Genomic DNA, 19,317 nt, shown 5'->3' with positions numbered 1-19,317 from the left:
TATAACTTTTGTTTTATCTTAGCATAAAATACCTTTATGATGCAACAATTTTCGATTCAAATATTATAATTGGTATCATTAAAGTACAAAACGAGCTTGATTATTTACAAGCTCGTTTCTTTCTGTGATTTTTTTTGTGAATTCTCCTGCAAAAGAAGATGTTCTATTATGAACAACGGGTATATCCACAAGTAATACAATGCTTACAGCCTTCTTCGTTGACTAAAGAAGCTGATCCACAAGTTGGGCATAAATCTAATCCATCAGGCACTGCATCATCAGTAAAATCATGGTCATGATCAAACGAACCAATTCCTTCATGATCAAGATGTCTATTTAAGACTTGTTGCTCTGATGAAGCAGCTATAGAATCGTCGGATTCTTCTCCATCAATATGCATCTCTAACGCTTTTGCTACTGCATCAGCAATTGATTCAACTCGATTTGGTCCAAATCCAACTGCCCCTGAACCACCAATGCCTTTTAGATGTTTGATCAATAAACGTGCCTTATTACCATCTGGAATTTCCCCGAAGCGTAAAAATAGTGTTGACACTCTTCCCAAAGCTTCAGACATGGCGAAGACATCACTACCTGCTTTTCCTACATTAACAATCACTTCAAAAGGTTTACCTTCCACATCATTGATGGTGATATAGGCTTTACCTAACGGCGTATTCATTTTATAGGTTGCACCTGTTAATTTTTTTGGTCTACGACGATATTCTTTTTCAGGTTTATGATCTAATTGTTGTTCAACTTCTGGTTTTACTGCATCTTTTTCTTCCTTTTTCTCAGTTGAAAGTACTTGCACATCACGGCTTCCATCACGATAGATGGTTACTCCTTTACAACCTAATTCAAAGGCATATTCATAAAGTTTCTTAGTATCCTCCACCGTAAAATCTGCTGGTGCATTTGCGGTTTTACTAATGGAAGAATCTACCCATTTTTGAATAACAGCTTGTACACGGATATGGTCTTCAGCAGAAAGTTCCATTGCACTTACAAAATAGTCAGGAAGATCTTCACCAGGATGCTGGTCTAACCATTCTTTTGCAATCGGTACATATTGCTTGTCCAAACCTAATCGACTTTGACGAACATATTCAAAAGCAAAGAAGGGTTCAATCCCAGTAGATGTTCCAACCATGGTACCTGTACTACCTGTAGGTGCTTGAGTAAGAACAGTAACGTTTCTCATCCCTTTTTCTAGGATCGCATCTTTAACTTCGTCATCAAATTGTTGGACAAAAAGACTTTGTAGGAATTTTTCTTTATCAAACATTGGGAATGATCCCTTTTCCGCCGCAATTTCCGCTGAAGCTAGATAGGCTCGTTTTGCAATAAAGTTGTATAGTTTATCTAAGAATGCTAAGGATTCTTCACTACCATAACGAATCTTTAATTTGATGAGCATTTCAGCTAAGCCCATACTACCTAATCCAACACGACGTTCATTTAACTGATTTTTTTTATTTTCTTCAAAATGGTAAGGTGTAGCATCAATTACGTTATCTAAGAAACGGACAGAGATTTCAACAGTTTCTCCGAGAGCATCCCAATCCACTTCTCCATCTTTTACAAATTTGGCTAAATTGATCGAAGATAGATTACATACACCCCAAGCTGGTAAACCTTGTTCCGCACAAGGATTCGTACTAATGATTGGATTAAAATACCAACTATTAGACATTTGATTATAGTACTCCATAAAAACAATACCAGGTTCTGCCGATCGCCAAGCAGACTCAATAATGGTATGCCAGATTTCTCTAGCCTTTAATGTTTTATATACTTTCACGGATTTACCGAGTTCTTTCCATTTTTGGAGATTACCATCCCAAACTTCATCATATTCAGGATCACTTGTATCAGGGAAAACTAATTCCCAATCTAAATCTTCTTTTACTGCCTTCATAAAATCGTTACTTACAGCTACAGAAAGGTTAGCATTTGTGATTAGATCCATTTCTTGTTTTACGGTAATAAATTCTAATAGATCAGGATGCCAATCATTTAACATGAGCATTAAAGCTCCACGACGCGAGCCACCTTGTTCAATTAAACCAGTAGTATAGCTAAACAATCCACCCCAGGAAACAGCTCCACTGGATGAACCATTCACCCCTTTTACAACTGCTCGACGTGGTCTTAAAGAAGATAGGTTAATACCAACTCCACCACCTCGTGACATAATTTCTGTCATCTGGCTTAGCGTTTCCATAATTCCACCACGACTATCCTTGGGTGAAGGAATAACATAACAGTTGAATAAAGTTAATTCATCACTCGCTCCAGCCCCTGCAGCGATCCTGCCACCGGGAACTAATTTCCAATCATCTAATACATGGCGAAACTTTTCTGTCCATTCTTGTTGTTTTTTAGGTTTTTCAACAGAAGCAATCGCTTTTGCTAAACGGTCCCACATTTTTTCAGGTGTTAACTCCAATGGTTTTGTAATTTTGCTTTGTTCGGTTTCTATAACTTGTCCACTTCTTAAACCAACCGTAATCGTCAAACCATCAATCGAAAGGACTTCACCTACTTCTTTTTGTGGGAACTTTGGATCATCTTTTGTTAAAACTAATACAGTATCCCCTACATTTACTTGTTGATCAGTGACGTCCTTTAATGCATAGCGATCCAGGAAGATTTTTTCGCTTAATCCTTCTAAGCGTGTTTTCTTATCATTTTCCATTGATTGTTTCACTCTCCATCTTTCCTAATATTTCTCCTTATACATCTCATTATGTATGATCTCTTTGCTGAAATATCAATATATATGAGGTTTTTTCATTATACAACACTATATCTAGTATTTCTAGGAATCAAAAGTCCTAAAAAGTAAGAATATCAAATGAATAACATGGCCTAATTTTAATTTGCTTCCTTATTCTTAGGTATTAAAAAAATCTAAAAAAATCAATAAATACTAAATCCCATTCTTCTGAGTTCATGTTACAATAAGAGTATTAACAACTTGAAGCTCCATCTTAGTTATAGAAAAATACACTTTTAGAATTGGAGTGACTTCAATGATTCTTATGAATGATCAATTTATTACAAGAGGGGAGGCTCACATCGATATAGAGGATCGTGGGTATCAATTTGGGGATGGAATTTATGAAGTGGTTCGAGTTTATGATGGCAAACCATTTCGTTTTGATGATCATTTAATTCGATTTGAAAGAAGCGCAAAAGAATTAAGTCTTTCTTTACCACTCTCTTCAGAAGAAATTAAGTTAAAGATAACACAATTAATTGAAATGAACAACCTTCAAAACGGTATTGTTTATTTTCAGACAACTAGAGGTGTAGCGACTAGAAACCATGCATTTCCTACTGATTCGACATCGGTACTAACTGCATATACAAAAGAAATGAATAGACCTTACGAAAAATTGCAAAAAGGGATTAAAATTGTCACAATTGAAGACATTCGTTGGCTACGTTGTGATATAAAAAGTCTTAACCTATTAGGTAACATTATGGCAAAACAATATGCCGTTGATCATCAGGCCTATGAAGCAGTACAAATTAGGGATAATATTGTGACTGAAGGAAGTTCATCTAATTTCTTTATCGTAAAGGACGGTAAAATCCTCACACATCCGGCTAATAACTTTATTCTAAAAGGAATTACAAGATTAGTGATTGAAAAAATTGCTGATAAAATTGGTATCCCCTTTGTAGAAAAAGAATTTAATCTCAAACAAGTCTACCAAGCTGATGAGGCCTTTGTAAGTAGTACAACAATGGAAATCATGCCAATTAACCAGATCAACGATAAAACGATCACCAATTCTCCAGGATCTATTACTAAAGCATTACAAGAAGAATTTGAAAAATTAATCAAGTTGAATTGACAGAGTGACATACAAATAAACAAAGGACCCTGTATCTTACAAGGTCCTTTGTTTTTTTCGATTATTTTTTATTTTGTATATCTTAAGATTGGGTTTCTAGCAGCTGTGACTTCATCTAAACGGCCAACAACCGTCGTATGAGGTGCTTCTAATACCTTTTCTGGGTCTACTTCTGCTTCTTTTGCGATTTGGATGAGTACGTCGATAAAAGAATCTAATGTCTCTTTACTTTCGGTCTCCGTTGGTTCAATCATTAAACATTCTTCCACGATAAGTGGGAAATAGATGGTTGGTGGATGAAACCCAAAATCTAATAATCGTTTTGCAATATCTAGTGTACGAACACCTAGTTTCTTTTGCTTCTTACCAGACAATACAAACTCATGCTTACAATGTTGTGAGAATGGTACATCATAATAATCCTGTAATCTTCGAAGCATATAGTTTGCATTTAATACTGCGTTCTCTGCTACTGCTTTAAGTCCATCTGGTCCCATTGTACGGATATAGGTATACGCCCTAACAAGAATTCCAAAATTACCATAATATGATTTCACGCGACCAATAGATTGAGGAATATTATAATCTAAATAATATCGATCCCCATCCCTTGCAACCATCGGTTTTGGTAAGAATGGTTCTAATATCTTTTTAACTCCTACTGGTCCAGCACCAGGGCCACCACCACCATGGGGAGTTGAGAAAGTTTTATGAAGATTCAAATGTACAACATCAAATCCCATATCCCCTGGACGTGTGATGCCTAAGATCGCATTCGCATTTGCTCCATCATAATAAAGCAATCCACCTGCTTCATGTACAATTCTAGCAATTTCCACAATATCTTTTTCAAATAAGCCAAGGGTGTTTGGGTTTGTAAGCATTAACGCCGCAGTCTCATTACCAACAGCTTGTTTCAAAGCTTCTACGTCTACATTACCAAATTGATTAGATTTTACAGTAACGATTTCAAATCCTGCTACTGTTGCAGATGCTGGATTCGTTCCATGAGCAGAGTCAGGAACTATCACTTTATTCCGTTGATGATCACCACGGTTTTCATGGTAGGCACGGATCAGCATAAGTCCTGTCCATTCACCATGAGCCCCTGCTGCAGGTTGTAATGTCACCTTATCCATTCCTGTAATTTCCTGAAGTTCCTCTTGTAGGTTGTACATCAGTTCTAAAGCACCTTGAACGGTTTCCTCCGCTTGATAAGGATGAATCTGGCTAAATCCAGCATATCTTGCAACATCTTCATTTACTTTAGGATTATATTTCATCGTACAAGACCCTAGAGGATAGAAACCAGAATCAACTCCATGATTTCGCTGGGATAATTCTGTATAATGGCGCATTAAATCCAATTCTGACAATTCCGGGAATTCTGGTGGATTCTCACGGATCACTTCTTTTGGAAGTAATTCATCAATTGGAATCTCTGGTATATCTAATTCAGGCAAGCTATAAGCAACTCTACCTGGTTTGCTCAATTCAAATATGAGGGCTTTTTCTTTTCTCATAATAACCTCCATTCCGCCGCTAGCGCTGGCGGCACAAATAGTAATGAAAAATGGTGTGCGGCTTTCACCACTTTGCTATGATTAACTTAAGGAGAAGATATACTACAAAGCACGGCGAGGTGAGTCGTAGATTACTTCTCAGTTCAAAACAGTATAATAACCAGTGTAAGAATCATCTTTCAAGCACAAATAAGTGGTTCTATAAGACCGCACGCTAATCATTGTTTTAGCTCTTTGTTAAATGTGTGATGGTTCAGTCAATGTCTTCTTCCTCCAATTATGAAAGGAGGCTGTGCCATGAAAGTTGTTTATCCTATCTGTTGCGGTGTCGATGTGCATAAGACTTTTCTCGTCGCCACAATTATTACTTCACAGGGGATTACCCCTCATTATTCAAAAAAGAGATTTTCTACTTTTAACAATTCCATTCTTCAATTCAAGCAGTGGCTGATTGATAACAACTGCTATGATATGTGCATGGAATCGACCGGGAAATATTGGGTTCCTGTCTACAATCTTTTGGAAGATACCATCCGTATGACTGTTGCTAACCCCAAATGGGTGAAGGCTGTAAAAGGAAATAAGGATGATAAAAAAGATTCTAAGTGGATTGCTGACCTTTTCCGCCTTGGTTTAGTACCAGGAAGCTATATCCCTAATAAACCAGTCCGTATTCTTCGTGAATACACTCGCTACCGTTCTAAACTTGTTTCTTGTAGAAGCAGTGAAAAGAACCGTTTTCAAAACGCTTTCACAGTCTGTAATGTAGCCCTTGATGCTGTCGTTTCCGACATGTTTGGCAAATCTGCCACTTCCATCACGGACTATCTGATTTCCTCTGATACCTTTGACCCGGAATACTGTACTTCTCTTCTTCATAAATCTTTGAAAAAAAAAGCAGATAACGTGGTTGAATCTATTGAAGGATACCAAATGACTCAGGAACAAAAAGAACGTATGATCATGGTTCGTTCTCACCTCGACTTCGTAACCAATTCGATTGCTGAACTGGACGAAAAACTGGATAAGTTGGTCGAACCTTATGAAAGTGCCATTAACCTTTTATGTACCATTCCCGGAGTTAATAGAGCATCTGCAATCACCATTATCTCCGAGATTGGTACAGATATGTCTCAATTTGCCAACTCCAAGCGTTTGTGCTGCTGGGCGGGACTAACACCTGGCAATAATGAATCTGCTGGTAAGAAGAAATCTGTCCGTATTACACGTGCCGGTGTATACCTCAAACCTGCATTGGTACAAGTTGCCCATGCAGCCGTGAAATCGGATAAGTCTCCTTACTACAAAATCAAGTACGAACGCATTTCTAAAAGGAGAGGCAAAAAAAGAGCCATAATCGCTATTGCAAGGATGATACTCACCGCCATATACAATATGTTTGTTACTGGCGAAGTGTGGAATCCAAGCGACTTGTATAAAATTGATATGCCACAAGAAATGCAGGACAAGCAGAAAGAGAAAGCTATTAATCAGGCAATAAAACTCCTAATTGCCCAAGGTATAATAAAGGCTTCTGACATTTCTGTAGCTTAAAACCAAAGCTTGATTTTTTTTAGGTCTTTAAAGACCTTAGTTTGCTGCGCCCTTTTTTACCAAATTTAAGCTTATTTTTCACGCTAATCCCTCCAATCTTGCTGCGAATTGATCAATTTGTTCTTTTGTTTTGACCTCAGTTACAGCAACAAGCATGATACCTTCTAATTCGGGATAGTCTTTACTTACATCATAACCGCCTATGAAATGATCTTGTAATAAGGCCTTATTGATTTCAGAAACAGGTTTAGGTAGTTTAATTGCAAATTCATTAAAGAAAGGAAGGTGAAATGCAGGCTCTACTCCATTGATAGAAGTTAGTACTTTATATGCATAATGAGCTTTTTGAAGATTTTGTTTTGCCACTTCTTGAATTCCTTGTTTTCCCATGGTATTCATATATACAGCAGAAGCTAGTGCCATTAATGCTTGGTTTGAACAAATATTCGAGGTTGCTTTTTCTCGTCTAATATGTTGTTCACGTGCCTGCAGGGTAAGAACAAAACCTCTATTCCCTTCATCATCAACCGTCTGGCCAACGATTCTTCCAGGCATCTTTCGAATTAACTTTGAATTTGTTGCAAAGAATCCAACATGCGGTCCGCCAAAGGAGGCTGGAATTCCCATTGGCTGGTTATCACCAACAACTACATCTGCTTTATATTCTCCTGGAGATTTTAAGATAGGTAATGCCATTGGATTGGCACTTACAATGAAAAGGGCTTGGTTTTCATGAGCAACTTTTTCAATGGTTTTAAGATCCTCGATAAGGCCGAAAAAGTTCGGGTATTGAACAATCACCGCTGCAGTATCTTGATCGATTCTACTCTTTAACTCAGCTAAATCTGTAACCCCATCTTTTATGTTTACTTCGACCACATCTAAATTATGACCTTTGGCACTCGTTTTTAAAATGGTTCTTGCTTCTGGATGGACAGCGCGAGATACAATAATTTTTTGACGACGGGTAGAGCCTGCAGCCATTGCTGCAGCCTCTGCTAAAGATGTAGCCCCGTCATACATTGAAGAGTTCGCTGCTTCCATCCCTGTTAACTCCGCTATCAATGTTTGAAACTCAAAAATCCCTTGTAATTCCCCTTGGCTAATTTCTGGCTGGTAAGGAGTATATGCTGTATAAAATTCTGAACGAGAAATAACGTGATTCACTACACTTGGAATAAAATGATGATAGACTCCCGCACCTAAGAAACTCGGGTAATCATTCATCGTAATGTTTTTATGCGCTAATTTAGACATCAAATGAGTTACATCTTGTTCAGATAAAGCTTTTGGGATATTTAGTTCCCCTTCAAAACGGACAGTTTGTGGGATATCGGCAAATAAATCCTCTACCGATTCAACCCCAATGGCTGCCAACATCTCTCTTTGATCTTCGACAGTGTTTGGGATATATCGGAATTTCATTTAAATTATTCCTCCTCTTTAATAAAGGCCTCATATTCCTCCGCAGACAACAATTGATCTAATTCGGATGGATTACTAAGTTCAATCACAACCATCCATCCTTTTCCATATGGATCTTCGTTAATCACTTCAGGTGCATCTTCTAAGTCCTCATTTACTTCAACAACTTTACCAGAAACTGGTGTGTATACATCAGAAACAGCTTTTACTGATTCAACAGAACCCATGGTTTCGTTTGCTGATACATCGCTACCTTCTTCTGGAACTTCAACGAAAACAATATCACCTAAAGAGTGTTGAGCATAATCAGTGATGCCCACTCTTACTTTGTTTTCGCCTAGCACTTCAACCCATTCATGTTCCTTGCTGTACTTAAGGTTTTGTTTTAATTCACTCATCAAAAATACCTCCCACATCAATTAAATGATTTTTTTACTTGCTCCTTTTATAAAAAGGAGTTTTAACAATTTTAGCCTTTAACTTTTTGTTTCTAATCTCCACAAATACCTCATTACCAATATCTGCATGCTCTTTCTTAATCAAAGCAAGTCCGATATTTTTTTGTAAGGTAGGAGATTGAGTTCCGGTCGTGACTTCACCGATCACTTCATCGCCAACATAAACTAAGTAGTGAGAACGGGGAATTCCACGGTCGATCATTTCGATTCCGACTAATTTTCTTTGTGCCCCATGCTCTTTCTGTTCTGCTAAGATAGCTTTTCCAATAAAGTCACCCTTATCCAATTTTACAAAAAAACCTAACCCTGCTTCAATAGGAGATATGTCTTTTGAAAGTTCTTGCCCATAGAGAGGTAGCTTTGCTTCAAAACGCAGCGTATCTCTAGCACCTAACCCACAAGGTAATACTCCCTCATCTTTACCGACTTCTAATATTTTCTCCCATAATTTGGGGGCATCTGCATTGGATAAATAGATTTCAAAACCATCTTCACCTGTATATCCTGTTCGGGAAACCATGGCTCTGATCCCCTCAATATTAGCCTCGGGAACGAAATAGAAAGGTTCAATCGAAGATAAATCAGTATCCGCCATTTTCTGTAAGACTTTCTCGGCCAATGGTCCTTGAAGGGCTAATTGAGATACTTGATCGGAAATATTTTTAATATGTACATCTCCCTCTAAATGGGATTGAAACCATTCGAAATCTTTCTCGATGTTAGCAGCATTGATAACAATTAGATAATGATCTTCAACATATCTGTATACTAATAGATCATCAACCGTTCCACCATCTGGATAACACATCGGACTATATAAAGCCTTACCATCTACTAATTTTGACGCATCATTTGTAATTATTTTTTGGATATAATTTAGTGCATCTTTCCCCTTAACTTCAACTTCACCCATATGGGATACATCAAATAATCCTGCTCTTTCTCTTACTGCCTGATGTTCATCACTAATCCTAGAGAATTGGACAGGTAGTTCCCATCCTCCAAAATCAACTAATTTAGCACCATATTTTTCGTATAGTGGATAGAGCGGTGTTCTTTTTAAACCCTCTACCATAACATCACCTCCTAAATGGATTATAACAAAATTTTTCCTTTCCATAAAAAAAAGACAGAGCGATAGATAGTTCAATCTACTCTGTCCTTTGTGCCTGAGAGTTACCTAAAAAAAGTTGCTCCTTTGGCGGCTCATAGAGCACTCTCCAGAGATGCGTCCAATAGAAGTACTTTTGCCTGAGAGATTCACCTCTTTGGCTTGCTCCTTCGGCGCTACATTTCGTAGTCTCTCCTTCTATCTTCATTCGCCCATATTTCATTTTAATCTTAGAAATATTATATCAATTAAAACTCTTACAGAATAGCATTTTATTTCATAATCCAACTTTTTCTTCATAAAAGAGAAGAATTCGTTTCATACTAAGGATTACACGAATATTTCAAAAGGAGTTTAGCCCATGAGTATGATGCAAGAAAAAATATACTCCATTGATCAAGGAAATATTACAATTCCGATTCATTTTGAACAACAATGGGTTTATGATCTGCAACAATCATTTAAACAAGACGGACCATGGGATCTATGGGAGGCTTTTCAACTTGCCTATCAAGCGGAAGAAGTGATGCAAATCAAAGATTTTAATGAACTTCAATGTTTGGCTCATCTTCCATACTTAACTCCTTTTCCCCACCAAATTGAAACCGCAAAAAAAGTATTAAATGAAATGCATGGCAGAGCCATCCTTGCAGATGAAGTAGGTTTAGGAAAAACAATAGAAGCAGGACTAATTATGAAGGAGTATTTAATCAGAGGCCTGGCAAAGAAAATTCTTATTCTGGTCCCAGCTTCCCTTGTTTTGCAATGGACAAGAGAATTAAATCATAAATTAGGAATTCCAGCTGTGGCACAAAAGAAAGAATGGATGTGGGACAAGTACGATATTATTGTGGCCTCCATGGATACGGCAAAGCGTCCACCCCATGTCGACTATGTTCTAAATCAACATTATGATATGTTAGTAGTTGACGAAGCACATAAACTAAAAAACAAAAATACAAAGAACTGGGAGTTTATCAATAAAATTAAAAAGAAATTTATTCTATTACTAACAGCAACCCCTATTCAAAATGATATGACCGAATTATATAATCTAGTCACCCTTTTAAAACCGGGTCAGCTAGGAAGATACTATCATTTTCAAAAAGAACATATGAAGGACAAAAGAAACCCTAAAAATAAAGAGATCTTACGACAAGAAATTGAAAAGGTAATGATTCGCAATAAACGCTCTGATGAAAAGATAGAAATTGAATTTCCTCAAAGAATCGTAAAAACGATACCGATTGAACTAACTGCACCTGAACGAGAACTATATGATGAAATCTCCAGCTTTGTAAGAGGATATTACCGCCAGTTAAAAGGTGATATTCAGAATATGCTATCTCTAATTACACTACAAAGAGAAATATGTAGTAGTCGTGACGCAGCCTTTATTACTCTTGTTAATATGTTTAAAAAATCAGGTGGTAATGAAGAAATGAAAAATGAAATCCTGCGGTTGGTGCAAATCGCCAAAAAGGTAGAAACTCAATCAAAAGCAGATAAAATTATTTCTTTAATCAAAGAAATCAATGATAAAGTAATTATCTTTACAGAGTACAGAGCAACACAAGAATTTCTTATTACTAAACTTAAAGAACAAGGAATTACTTCTGTTCCCTACCGTGGAGGGTTTAATCGAGGGAAAAAAGATTGGATGATGGATCTATTTCAACGAAAAGCTCAAGTGATGGTAGCAACAGAGGCTGGAGGAGAAGGAATCAATCTTCAATTTTGTAATCAAATTATTAATTACGACATGCCTTGGAATCCGATGAAAGTGGAACAAAGAATTGGGCGTGTACATCGTCTTGGCCAAACAAGAAACGTGTATATTTATAATCTTTCTACAAATCAAACGATCGAAGAACATATTCTTTATCTTCTTCATGAAAAAATTAATATGTTTGAAAATGTCATCGGTTCACTTGATGTGATCTTAGAAAAATTAAAATTAAATGACCTTGAAAATAACATCATGAAAATGATGATCGATGCAAAGGATAACGAAGACTTTAAAGAAAAATTGTCACAGATCGGCAATCATATTGTTAATGGGGTGAACGGATAGATCATGGATCAAAAATGGGTTAGAGAGTATGTAGAGCAATACCTGCAGCTTTTTCAATGCCATATTATTGAAAGAGAACCTTCACACACTACAGTCAAACTTTCTGTTCCTGTAGACAAAGATCTAACCAACCGTCCATATTATTGGACTTTTGTAGAAAGAATGGGTGTTGAGCCTGAAACAATGACGATGACTTTTATTTTTGACCCTGAGCATTCTTCACAAGGGATCCGTGGGGAAGAGATTCGATTTGGCTCTAATCGACTCCAACAAATTTTTCATTCCACAAAAAAACGAGGAAAAATGGTTCGTCTCTATCAACAACAGCTTGATTCCATAAAAACATTCAATACTTTGAGTCCCTGGCTTGGGGTTAATTATAAAATCGAATTTATTAGCGATAAGAAAAAAGATAAATTGGTTTCAGTGGGGATAAATTTATCTAATGGAAAGATGAAGGAAAATTTTATTCAGACTTTACAAAAAATCAATCTCAGCCCCATGTTACCTGCTAACGTTTCTACTGTACCCACTTTCATTACCTTTAGAGAAGCAGCCTTACAATTAGAGGAATGGATTTTACATGAAATCAAAAAGGAAAATTTTAAGTGGGCAGAGGCTGCACAGCAGCGATTAGAAGAAGAGATTGAACAATTAGAATCCTATTATCTTATTCATGAAGATCCAGAAAAAGAATTTAATCCTGAACAACAGGAAGAAAAATCACAAAAACTTGTCGAAAAGGAAAGAAGATTGAATGAAGTAAAATGGCAGTATTCACCAAGAATTGAAGTAAAGCCAATTAATTATGGGGTTTTTTATTTGAGTGAGCATGTCCCAGAAAATGTCGAATATATTCATTAAATGTTTCATAACCATAAAGAGAAAGATTCCTTATGCGAACTTTCTCTTTTTTTCTTGTTCCTTCGATAAAACTTTCTAAAAAAATCGCAATCAGTAGCGACAGATTCTAACAGACATCGCAAAAAATTCAGAATAAAATGGAACCATATAGAAGAGGTGATAAAATATGTATCGGATGATTGGTTTAAAAAGGAAATTATCTTTCTTATTTCTTATCTTTTTCTTTATTCTGCTACTACAACAAGTTGGATACTCTGAAACAAAGGAAATCAATACAGAAAAACAAATAGAAACATGGCTTCAGCAACTTACCAAGACTTCCCCCTATCATGAAAGGTTGGATTCGCAAAATCTAAAACAAATCGTGATAAAGCCAATGAATGAAGATGTTCAGATCGTTACTTTCTCTACCTATGAGCAGCAACAAGGTTATATCGTTGTAACCAAAGAAGATAACAAAATGAAGGTGGTTGAATATGGGTTAGGTTCAATACTCCCATATCAAAAACAAGTGATCGCGGATGAAGGTATAAAAGAAATGATCCCTAAAAAATTTACCTATTATTCACCTTTTGAAAACTATTGGTTTTTTGATACAAAGAATGAAAAAATATATATAGAGGGTTCCACGGGAGAATGGCTCCCTGATCTAAGTGCCTACCAACCTAAATATAGGCAAAGCAATGGACTGGATTTAATGGAAAAATTAACAGATTCTTTATTTAATGATGATCTAATCTTTAACCCATATAAAGACTTATCTTGGTTATTGAATAATGAAAACAACATATCATTAACAGAAAATCAACTCATTCTTTCACTTAAACAAAAGCAAGAGGTGCTTTATGTAGGGTCAAAATATGATCGACAAGTACAATTTGCTTTTCCAGTCATTGGTTATCAATCATGGGTTGATCAAAACTATATCACACTTTATGATGAGACACTTGATCTGATTCGTTATGTTCCATTTAAAGATGTTCAAGCATTTGGCACATTTTATCTACATCCTTAATAAAGCCCTAATATTAAAAAAGAGCGATGGATAGATCCATTGCTCTTATCACTTTATTGAAGATTATTGTCGATTGATCGCTTGATAAACTTCCTCTGGGGTTAGTCCCCTTGCATTGATTACTGGTACTTTAGATGTGATATCTTCCATTCCCATTACATCTTTATCCTGACCTGAAATAATCACTGCATCCACTTGCCCTGTTTGCTGATTTAAATCCGTAACCTCAACACCTTGGCTTGTTAAATAATCCTTTAAGTAATTTAACGATTGTTCCATTGCAACCCGTGGCATAGGTACACCCCCTCTCTAAAGTTAATATGAGCGAGAAAGGGGTTACCTATACCTGCTTATGCATTTTTTTTGAGCCTTTTCATCACCATTTTTAAGGAAAAAGGAATAAGTCCAAACCAGTGAGAAGAAAAAGATTCAGTTTGTTCTTTTGCTGTTTCTTTTGACTTTTGTTTGGGATTGTCAATCCGTTCAACCAATTGAATGGTTAAGTACTTCACAAAATCATTAGATTTCATCCATCGTTCCCCCTTTCATTATCAGTATCAACAAAATATTTAAAAAATATCCTAAGGGGAACAAATTACAACTTATTTAAGATTTAACATTTGCAGTATTTCCTCAATCATTTGATTGATTGATTTTTGATCTGTATCAATTGAGAAATTGGCCACTTGCTCATATAAAGCATGTCTTTCATTCATCATGTCTAAGATATTCCTTTTTACGTCAGTTCCATTTTTTAATAGAGGGCGATCTCCATTATTAGATATCCGTTTATAAATTTCATCAACAGAGGCCTGTAACCAGATCACCATCTGTTCCTTCATTGCAGAACGGTTTTTTTCTGATAAAACTATTCCGCCACCTGTTGAGATCACTGAAAATGGTTTTTGGCCGAGGGTTTTAAGGAATACTTGGGATTCAATTTTTCTAAAGTAATGCTCACCTTTTTTTGCAAAAATGGTAGGTATATCCGATTTTTCTTTTTGCACAATGAGATCATCAGTATCAATATATGATATTCCCATATGGTTTGCTAAGGCTTGTCCGAGCGTCGTTTTCCCAACCCCCATAAATCCAATCAAAACAAGATGCTCTTTTAATAAATCCATCAAAAAGAACCTTCTTCCATTTATATTAGTAATTACCTATATTAGCTACTGCGCCCTATCCTAAAAACTTTCTTCCCAATATTGTATCGTGTAGGTATCTGTATTGACATCAACTTTTAATTCCTTTTGTGTTAATGCTGGTATTTGAATATTCAAGTTTACTGTTAATGGATCAGAGCTTACTTCTGGGGTAAATTGTATAACATAAGTATTTCCATTGTAAACATAGGTCCTATTTCCTAGGAAATCAGGTTCTTGTTGTAGATCATGAAGTGCCAAAGCGATACCAGACTCTAATAAGTAATCTGTGTTAGCTTCTTGTTCCATCTTTTGTAGATTCTCTTTCCATATGATCAGATTATTTATGATGGGAAATAACGAAAATAGTAATAAAGTAAATGCAACTAAAATAGCTAAAAGAACAGAACCTTTTTCATTTCCAACAGCCATTTTCACTGCCCTACCCTTCTTAGGATAACCTCATCAAATGAAAAGATGCTATTTCCTTCCTTTAATTGACCAAACAGACGAATTCCTTTATGGTTAGGTAATACTTCAAAACGGATCTGGTCAACATATTCAAAAACAACAACTGACCCTTCAAATGGACCAATTCCTTTTCTAATCGATCGAATTACTTTATCCCCTGCTGTCCGAAAAACTTGAGTATCTTCTCCGTGTTGTAGATAAAAAGGAAACAAGCCTCCACCATAGATATCTTCACTTTTTAAGACCTCAGATCTTAAATATTGATATCCTATTTGATAAGAATGTTGTAAGATCATTGTATTTCGTTGCTCATTCTTTTCATTTATAGTCATTAAAAGAAGGCTAGCCAAAAACAGTAACATAAAGGATAAAAAGGAAATGGAGATCAATAATTCGAGATAGGTAAATCCTTTTATATTTCTTAGGTAGGCGAATAAATCAGTTTTCTTAAAACTACCTGCCTTTGTTTGCCCAATCCTAACTCTTCCCATTTCACTGTCACCTTTAATTCTAGAATATTTTCCAAATAAGAACTGACTTTTACTTCAACCAAATAAGAGTCGATTTGTTTTGTACTTGAAACTAGTGTTAATTGGGTTTCTTCCAATTCTTTTCTAGCCAGTATGATAGCTTGATCATACATTTTCCGTTGTTCTTTCTCTTTAACCACTTGCGAATAGATGGGAATGTAGCTCATTAAAATGACACTAAATATAAAAATGGATACTAACGTTTCAATCAGAATAGCCCCTTTATGATTCCACATGGATCTGCCCCGTTAATAGCTGAATAACGATCTTCTTCGTTATTTTAGCGTTTTTAACAGTAATCGTACCACTTTGTTGAGCGAGTTGACCAAAACCATTAAACATAATACGGTGGTTTAACAAATTTTCCGTTACCTTAATACTTGAATCATAATACACCTTTTTTAAAGATCCATTGCCATTACGTATCTCATATGAATAAAATGCAGGTTTAAATAATATTTCCACCCATTGATCTGAATCAACCGCTTCTTGTTGAGCCCAATAGTAATCCGCGGTAAATTGTTCAATCCAATTTTCTATTTCAAAATGAGAGGACAAGGATTGAAAAGATGGAATCGTTAGTGAGAAAAGCAAACTCACGATAAACAAAGTCATCAATAATTCAAAATAAACAAATCCTTTTTCAGAAATAAATTTCTTCTCCATCTTATTCCTCGCCAATATTGTGTTCCGGAATTGAACACCTGATTTTTAATCTCTCTTGTCCACTTATGGCATCAATTACTAATTCATAGGAATATGTCCCATCAGCTGAACAGATTGGGATTTGATCTAATAATTGCTCTTTATATAATTCATTTAAGAAACCATCTTGATTAGGATATTGATGATGTTCTAAGTAATAATTTTCCATTTGCACATAGATCAATTTTTGATTAGCTTGACATGCTTTCGCTTGTGCTTTTTCCCCAGAGGCTTTTAAATTAGGCATTGAAATAGCCAAAATAACGCCAATAATAAAGATTGATATTAAAAGCTCAATTAAAGTAAAACCTTTCTCATTTTTAAATCTCATCGCATTATCCCCCCATTTCTAATTTTTATAAAGAATCCATTAAATAAAAAAGCGGTGAAAATAAGGTATAAATGATTAGAAAGACATACGCCCCCGAAACCATGAGAAGAAATGGTTCAAGCCATTTTAACTTTTGGTTAAGTTCATGTTCAATTTGATTTTGTAATTGGGTAGAAATATATTGTAAACCTGTGTCTAAAGATCCTGTCTCTTCATAAAACTTAAGATTTTCAGCAAAAGAAGGCAAAAAAATAAGCTCTTGCTTCATTGATTCACTTACTGAATTTCCTTGTAACATCAACTCTTTCATTCTGAAACTAGTTTCTTTAATTAAAGGGTCATCATATTCAAGCAATAGCTCAATCCCTTTTAAAAAAGAAACACCACTATTTAAAAAGGTTCCTAGATGAAAGCTAAACAAATAAGTATATTTTTGTAAAAGAACTCTTCTTGAAAAGGGTAGTTTCAATAACAACAAAATCAAATTCTTCCGAAATCGATTCTTTTGTCTTAGATAGAAAAACAATCCCAGCAAAACAGCAAACAATAGTAAAATCCACCATAGATTGTTTTGAAAAAAATAATAGCTAGAGATGAGTTTTCTGGTTGAGGAAGGTATATCTGCTTGTATCATTCGGTATAACTGAAGAAATTGAGGAATTAAGACAGTTGCTAAAAATATAAAGAGCAATTGAATCATTACTAATATAAATAGTGGATATGCAATTACGGACTTGATCGTTTGTTTTAACTGATTTTTTTGACGATAATACCATTCCATTTGTTCAAATGCCTTTATTAATTCCCCTTGTTCCTCCCCTAAACGAATAATCGATAAATAACTTTTTGGAAACTTGATTTGTTCCAAAGACCTACTAATCGATTCCCCTTGTTCTATCAAGTAGATGATTTGCTTTATGTCTGGCCTTAATTTTTTTGGTAACGTTTCTTTTATAAACTTTAGACCGTACAGTATAGGTATCCCATTTTGGAGTTGAATTTTAACCATTCGGCTAAATTCAGCAAAATCATGATCTCTCCACTTTATAAGCCATCTATTCATAATCCGTCACCATTACGCGATGAAATTCTTCCATTGTTGTTTTTCCAAGTTGTACTTGCTCTAGTACTTCATCTTGTAATCTTTTTAAATTCATTTCCTTCATTTTATCCCTTATTTGATGTACAGAAGCACGTTGCAAAATAAGGTCATGAATCGAATCGTCAATTGGAAGCATTTCAAAAACTGCAAACCTCCCTTGATAACCATCGCCACCACAAATCAAACATTCTGAGTTTTGACCATTGCAAGAACACCTTTTCCTAACCAGTCGTTGTGCAAGAATAAGTCGAATCGATGAGGCAATTAAATAAGGTTCTATTCCCATGTCTAATAGCCTTGTAATGGCACTTGCCGTATCGTATGTATGTAAAGAAGACAAAATCAAATGACCTGTTAATGCTGATTGAATCGCAATATTTGCAGTTTCATGATCTCTAATTTCGCCAATCATGATTACATTTGGATCTTGTCTAAGAATTGCACGTAAACCTTTTCCGAAATTTAAGCCAATTTGACTATTAACTTGAACCTGGTTAATTCCATCTATCTTGTATTCAACTGGGTCTTCTAAGGTAGTAATGTTGCGGTGGGTTTGGTTAAGGAATTGAAGTGCAGTATATAATGTGGTTGTCTTACCAGAACTAGTTGGCCCTGTAAGTAAAATTAATCCTGTTGTTTGTTTTAATGATTTTTGAAATTGTACTTTGACTAGGGGATGCATGCCTAATTCATCAATATCTTTATATTTTGGTTCTTTTTTTAAAATTCTTATGGCCATCTTTTCCCCGTAAACAGTTGGAAGAGTAGAAATTCTTAGATCGATTGCTGGTGTTCGGTCACTTATACTGATTGCCCCATCTTGAGGTAACCGCCTCTCTCCAATTTTTAAATCAGCTAAAACTTTCATTCTCGAAAGAATCAATGTGTGCTGTGAAATAGGTATTTTTTCATAGGTCTTTAGAAAACCATCTACCCTGTAGCGAATCACCGCATGATGCTCAAAGGGTTCAAAATGTAAATCACTCGCATCTTGCAAAAGGCAATGCTCTAATAACTGATCAATATATTGTGGGATATCTATTTGTCGTCACCTTCTTTTCTAATATGTAAATGATTTGAATATTTTTTCTATTCTACATATCATGACATGAACCCTCCTATTTCAACAAAAAAATTAAT

The 19,317-nt window shown here is 35.6% G+C and carries 20 protein-coding genes and 2 riboswitches; of the genes, 5 read left to right on the top strand and 15 right to left on the bottom strand.

What is annotated here, in order from left to right; translation table 11 throughout:
• Positions 1-166 precede the first annotated feature (166 nt).
• Positions 167-2,701 carry an adenosylcobalamin-dependent ribonucleoside-diphosphate reductase gene (locus TEPIDINF_RS02925; RefSeq protein WP_421692133.1) on the bottom strand — a complete coding sequence of 845 codons (2,535 nt, stop codon included), beginning with the start codon at positions 2,699-2,701 and terminating at the stop codon, positions 167-169.
• A gap of 337 nt (positions 2,702-3,038) precedes the next feature.
• Here TEPIDINF_RS02925 and dat point away from each other — a divergent pair, with 337 nt between their 5' ends.
• Positions 3,039-3,869 (top strand): D-amino-acid transaminase, encoded by an 831-nt coding sequence (dat, locus tag TEPIDINF_RS02920; RefSeq protein ID WP_068723552.1) that lies wholly within the window; start codon positions 3,039-3,041, stop codon positions 3,867-3,869.
• Positions 3,870-3,937: 68 nt separating this feature from the next.
• Here dat and gcvPB read toward each other — a convergent pair whose 3' ends face one another.
• Entirely contained in the window at positions 3,938-5,392 is a 1,455-nt protein-coding gene (gene gcvPB, locus TEPIDINF_RS02915) for an aminomethyl-transferring glycine dehydrogenase subunit GcvPB (protein WP_069797626.1), read from the bottom strand.
• A gap of 297 nt (positions 5,393-5,689) precedes the next feature.
• Here gcvPB and TEPIDINF_RS02910 point away from each other — a divergent pair, with 297 nt between their 5' ends.
• Entirely contained in the window at positions 5,690-6,946 is a 1,257-nt protein-coding gene (locus tag TEPIDINF_RS02910; RefSeq protein ID WP_415802040.1) for an IS110 family RNA-guided transposase, read from the top strand.
• A 78-nt stretch (positions 6,947-7,024) separates the two neighbouring features.
• Here the strand turns inward: TEPIDINF_RS02910 and gcvPA are convergent, their stop codons facing one another.
• From gcvPA to gcvT, 3 genes are read right to left on the bottom strand one after another with little or no spacing between them, the layout of a single operon-like run.
• Positions 7,025-8,371 carry an aminomethyl-transferring glycine dehydrogenase subunit GcvPA gene (gene gcvPA / locus TEPIDINF_RS02905; RefSeq protein ID WP_421691330.1) on the bottom strand — a complete coding sequence of 449 codons (1,347 nt, stop codon included), beginning with the start codon at positions 8,369-8,371 and terminating at the stop codon, positions 7,025-7,027.
• Between the two features lie 5 nt (positions 8,372-8,376).
• The gene (gene gcvH / locus TEPIDINF_RS02900) at positions 8,377-8,769 is read right to left on the bottom strand and encodes a glycine cleavage system protein GcvH (protein ID WP_068723543.1); all 393 of its coding nucleotides are present in this window, start codon (positions 8,767-8,769) and stop codon (positions 8,377-8,379) included.
• Between the two features lie 34 nt (positions 8,770-8,803).
• Positions 8,804-9,904 carry a glycine cleavage system aminomethyltransferase GcvT gene (gene gcvT, locus TEPIDINF_RS02895; protein ID WP_068723541.1) on the bottom strand — a complete coding sequence of 367 codons (1,101 nt, stop codon included), beginning with the start codon at positions 9,902-9,904 and terminating at the stop codon, positions 8,804-8,806.
• Positions 9,905-9,983: 79 nt separating this feature from the next.
• A riboswitch (glycine riboswitch) is annotated at positions 9,984-10,055 on the bottom strand.
• Positions 10,056-10,058: 3 nt separating this feature from the next.
• Positions 10,059-10,148, bottom strand: a riboswitch (glycine riboswitch).
• 153 nt (positions 10,149-10,301) lie between these two features.
• Between gcvT and TEPIDINF_RS02890 the strand changes: the two genes are divergently transcribed.
• The 3 genes from TEPIDINF_RS02890 to TEPIDINF_RS02880 all read left to right on the top strand — a co-directional run bounded on the left by TEPIDINF_RS02890 (position 10,302) and on the right by TEPIDINF_RS02880 (position 13,893).
• Positions 10,302-12,014 (top strand): DEAD/DEAH box helicase, encoded by a 1,713-nt coding sequence (locus tag TEPIDINF_RS02890; protein WP_082732363.1) that lies wholly within the window; start codon positions 10,302-10,304, stop codon positions 12,012-12,014.
• A gap of 3 nt (positions 12,015-12,017) precedes the next feature.
• On the top strand, positions 12,018-12,878 hold the full coding sequence (locus TEPIDINF_RS02885) for a YqhG family protein (RefSeq protein WP_421691329.1): 861 nt from the start codon (positions 12,018-12,020) through the stop codon (positions 12,876-12,878).
• A gap of 166 nt (positions 12,879-13,044) precedes the next feature.
• Positions 13,045-13,893, top strand: coding sequence for a hypothetical protein (locus TEPIDINF_RS02880; RefSeq protein ID WP_421691328.1), 849 nt, complete (start codon positions 13,045-13,047; stop codon positions 13,891-13,893).
• Positions 13,894-13,956: 63 nt separating this feature from the next.
• On the opposite strand, the gene TEPIDINF_RS02875 is transcribed toward TEPIDINF_RS02880, so the two are convergent.
• The 10 genes from TEPIDINF_RS02875 to TEPIDINF_RS02830 all read right to left on the bottom strand — a co-directional run bounded on the left by TEPIDINF_RS02875 (position 13,957) and on the right by TEPIDINF_RS02830 (position 19,201).
• Positions 13,957-14,187, bottom strand: coding sequence for a YkuS family protein (locus TEPIDINF_RS02875; RefSeq protein ID WP_421691327.1), 231 nt, complete (start codon positions 14,185-14,187; stop codon positions 13,957-13,959).
• Positions 14,188-14,243: 56 nt separating this feature from the next.
• On the bottom strand, positions 14,244-14,423 hold the full coding sequence (locus TEPIDINF_RS02870; protein ID WP_421691326.1) for a YqzE family protein: 180 nt from the start codon (positions 14,421-14,423) through the stop codon (positions 14,244-14,246).
• Between the two features lie 72 nt (positions 14,424-14,495).
• Entirely contained in the window at positions 14,496-15,020 is a 525-nt protein-coding gene (locus TEPIDINF_RS02865) for a shikimate kinase (RefSeq protein WP_068723528.1), read from the bottom strand.
• A 60-nt stretch (positions 15,021-15,080) separates the two neighbouring features.
• The gene (locus TEPIDINF_RS02860) at positions 15,081-15,476 is read right to left on the bottom strand and encodes a hypothetical protein (RefSeq protein WP_421691325.1); all 396 of its coding nucleotides are present in this window, start codon (positions 15,474-15,476) and stop codon (positions 15,081-15,083) included.
• Entirely contained in the window at positions 15,473-16,000 is a 528-nt protein-coding gene (locus tag TEPIDINF_RS02855; RefSeq protein WP_421691324.1) for a hypothetical protein, read from the bottom strand. Before TEPIDINF_RS02855 ends, TEPIDINF_RS02860 begins: the two co-directional genes overlap by 4 nt.
• Positions 15,931-16,275, bottom strand: coding sequence for a hypothetical protein (locus TEPIDINF_RS02850; protein WP_421691323.1), 345 nt, complete (start codon positions 16,273-16,275; stop codon positions 15,931-15,933). Before TEPIDINF_RS02850 ends, TEPIDINF_RS02855 begins: the two co-directional genes overlap by 70 nt.
• The gene (locus TEPIDINF_RS02845) at positions 16,262-16,705 is read right to left on the bottom strand and encodes a hypothetical protein (protein ID WP_068723520.1); all 444 of its coding nucleotides are present in this window, start codon (positions 16,703-16,705) and stop codon (positions 16,262-16,264) included. The genes TEPIDINF_RS02850 and TEPIDINF_RS02845 overlap by 14 nt, the downstream gene beginning before the upstream one ends.
• 1 nt (position 16,706) lies before the next feature.
• Positions 16,707-17,075: a competence type IV pilus major pilin ComGC gene (locus tag TEPIDINF_RS02840; protein ID WP_069797642.1), complete on the bottom strand. Its 369-nt coding sequence runs from the start codon at positions 17,073-17,075 to the stop codon at positions 16,707-16,709.
• 25 nt (positions 17,076-17,100) lie between these two features.
• The gene (locus tag TEPIDINF_RS02835; protein ID WP_421691322.1) at positions 17,101-18,138 is read right to left on the bottom strand and encodes a type II secretion system F family protein; all 1,038 of its coding nucleotides are present in this window, start codon (positions 18,136-18,138) and stop codon (positions 17,101-17,103) included.
• Positions 18,131-19,201 (bottom strand): GspE/PulE family protein, encoded by a 1,071-nt coding sequence (locus TEPIDINF_RS02830; RefSeq protein WP_268807449.1) that lies wholly within the window; start codon positions 19,199-19,201, stop codon positions 18,131-18,133. Before TEPIDINF_RS02830 ends, TEPIDINF_RS02835 begins: the two co-directional genes overlap by 8 nt.
• Between the last annotated feature and the right edge of the window lie 116 nt (positions 19,202-19,317).

Origin of the sequence: Tepidibacillus infernus, assembly GCF_048898065.1 — a bacterium.
Classification (GTDB): domain Bacteria; phylum Bacillota; class Bacilli; order Tepidibacillales; family Tepidibacillaceae; genus Tepidibacillus_B; species Tepidibacillus_B infernus.
This window is presented reverse-complemented; position numbering and strand designations above follow the sequence as displayed.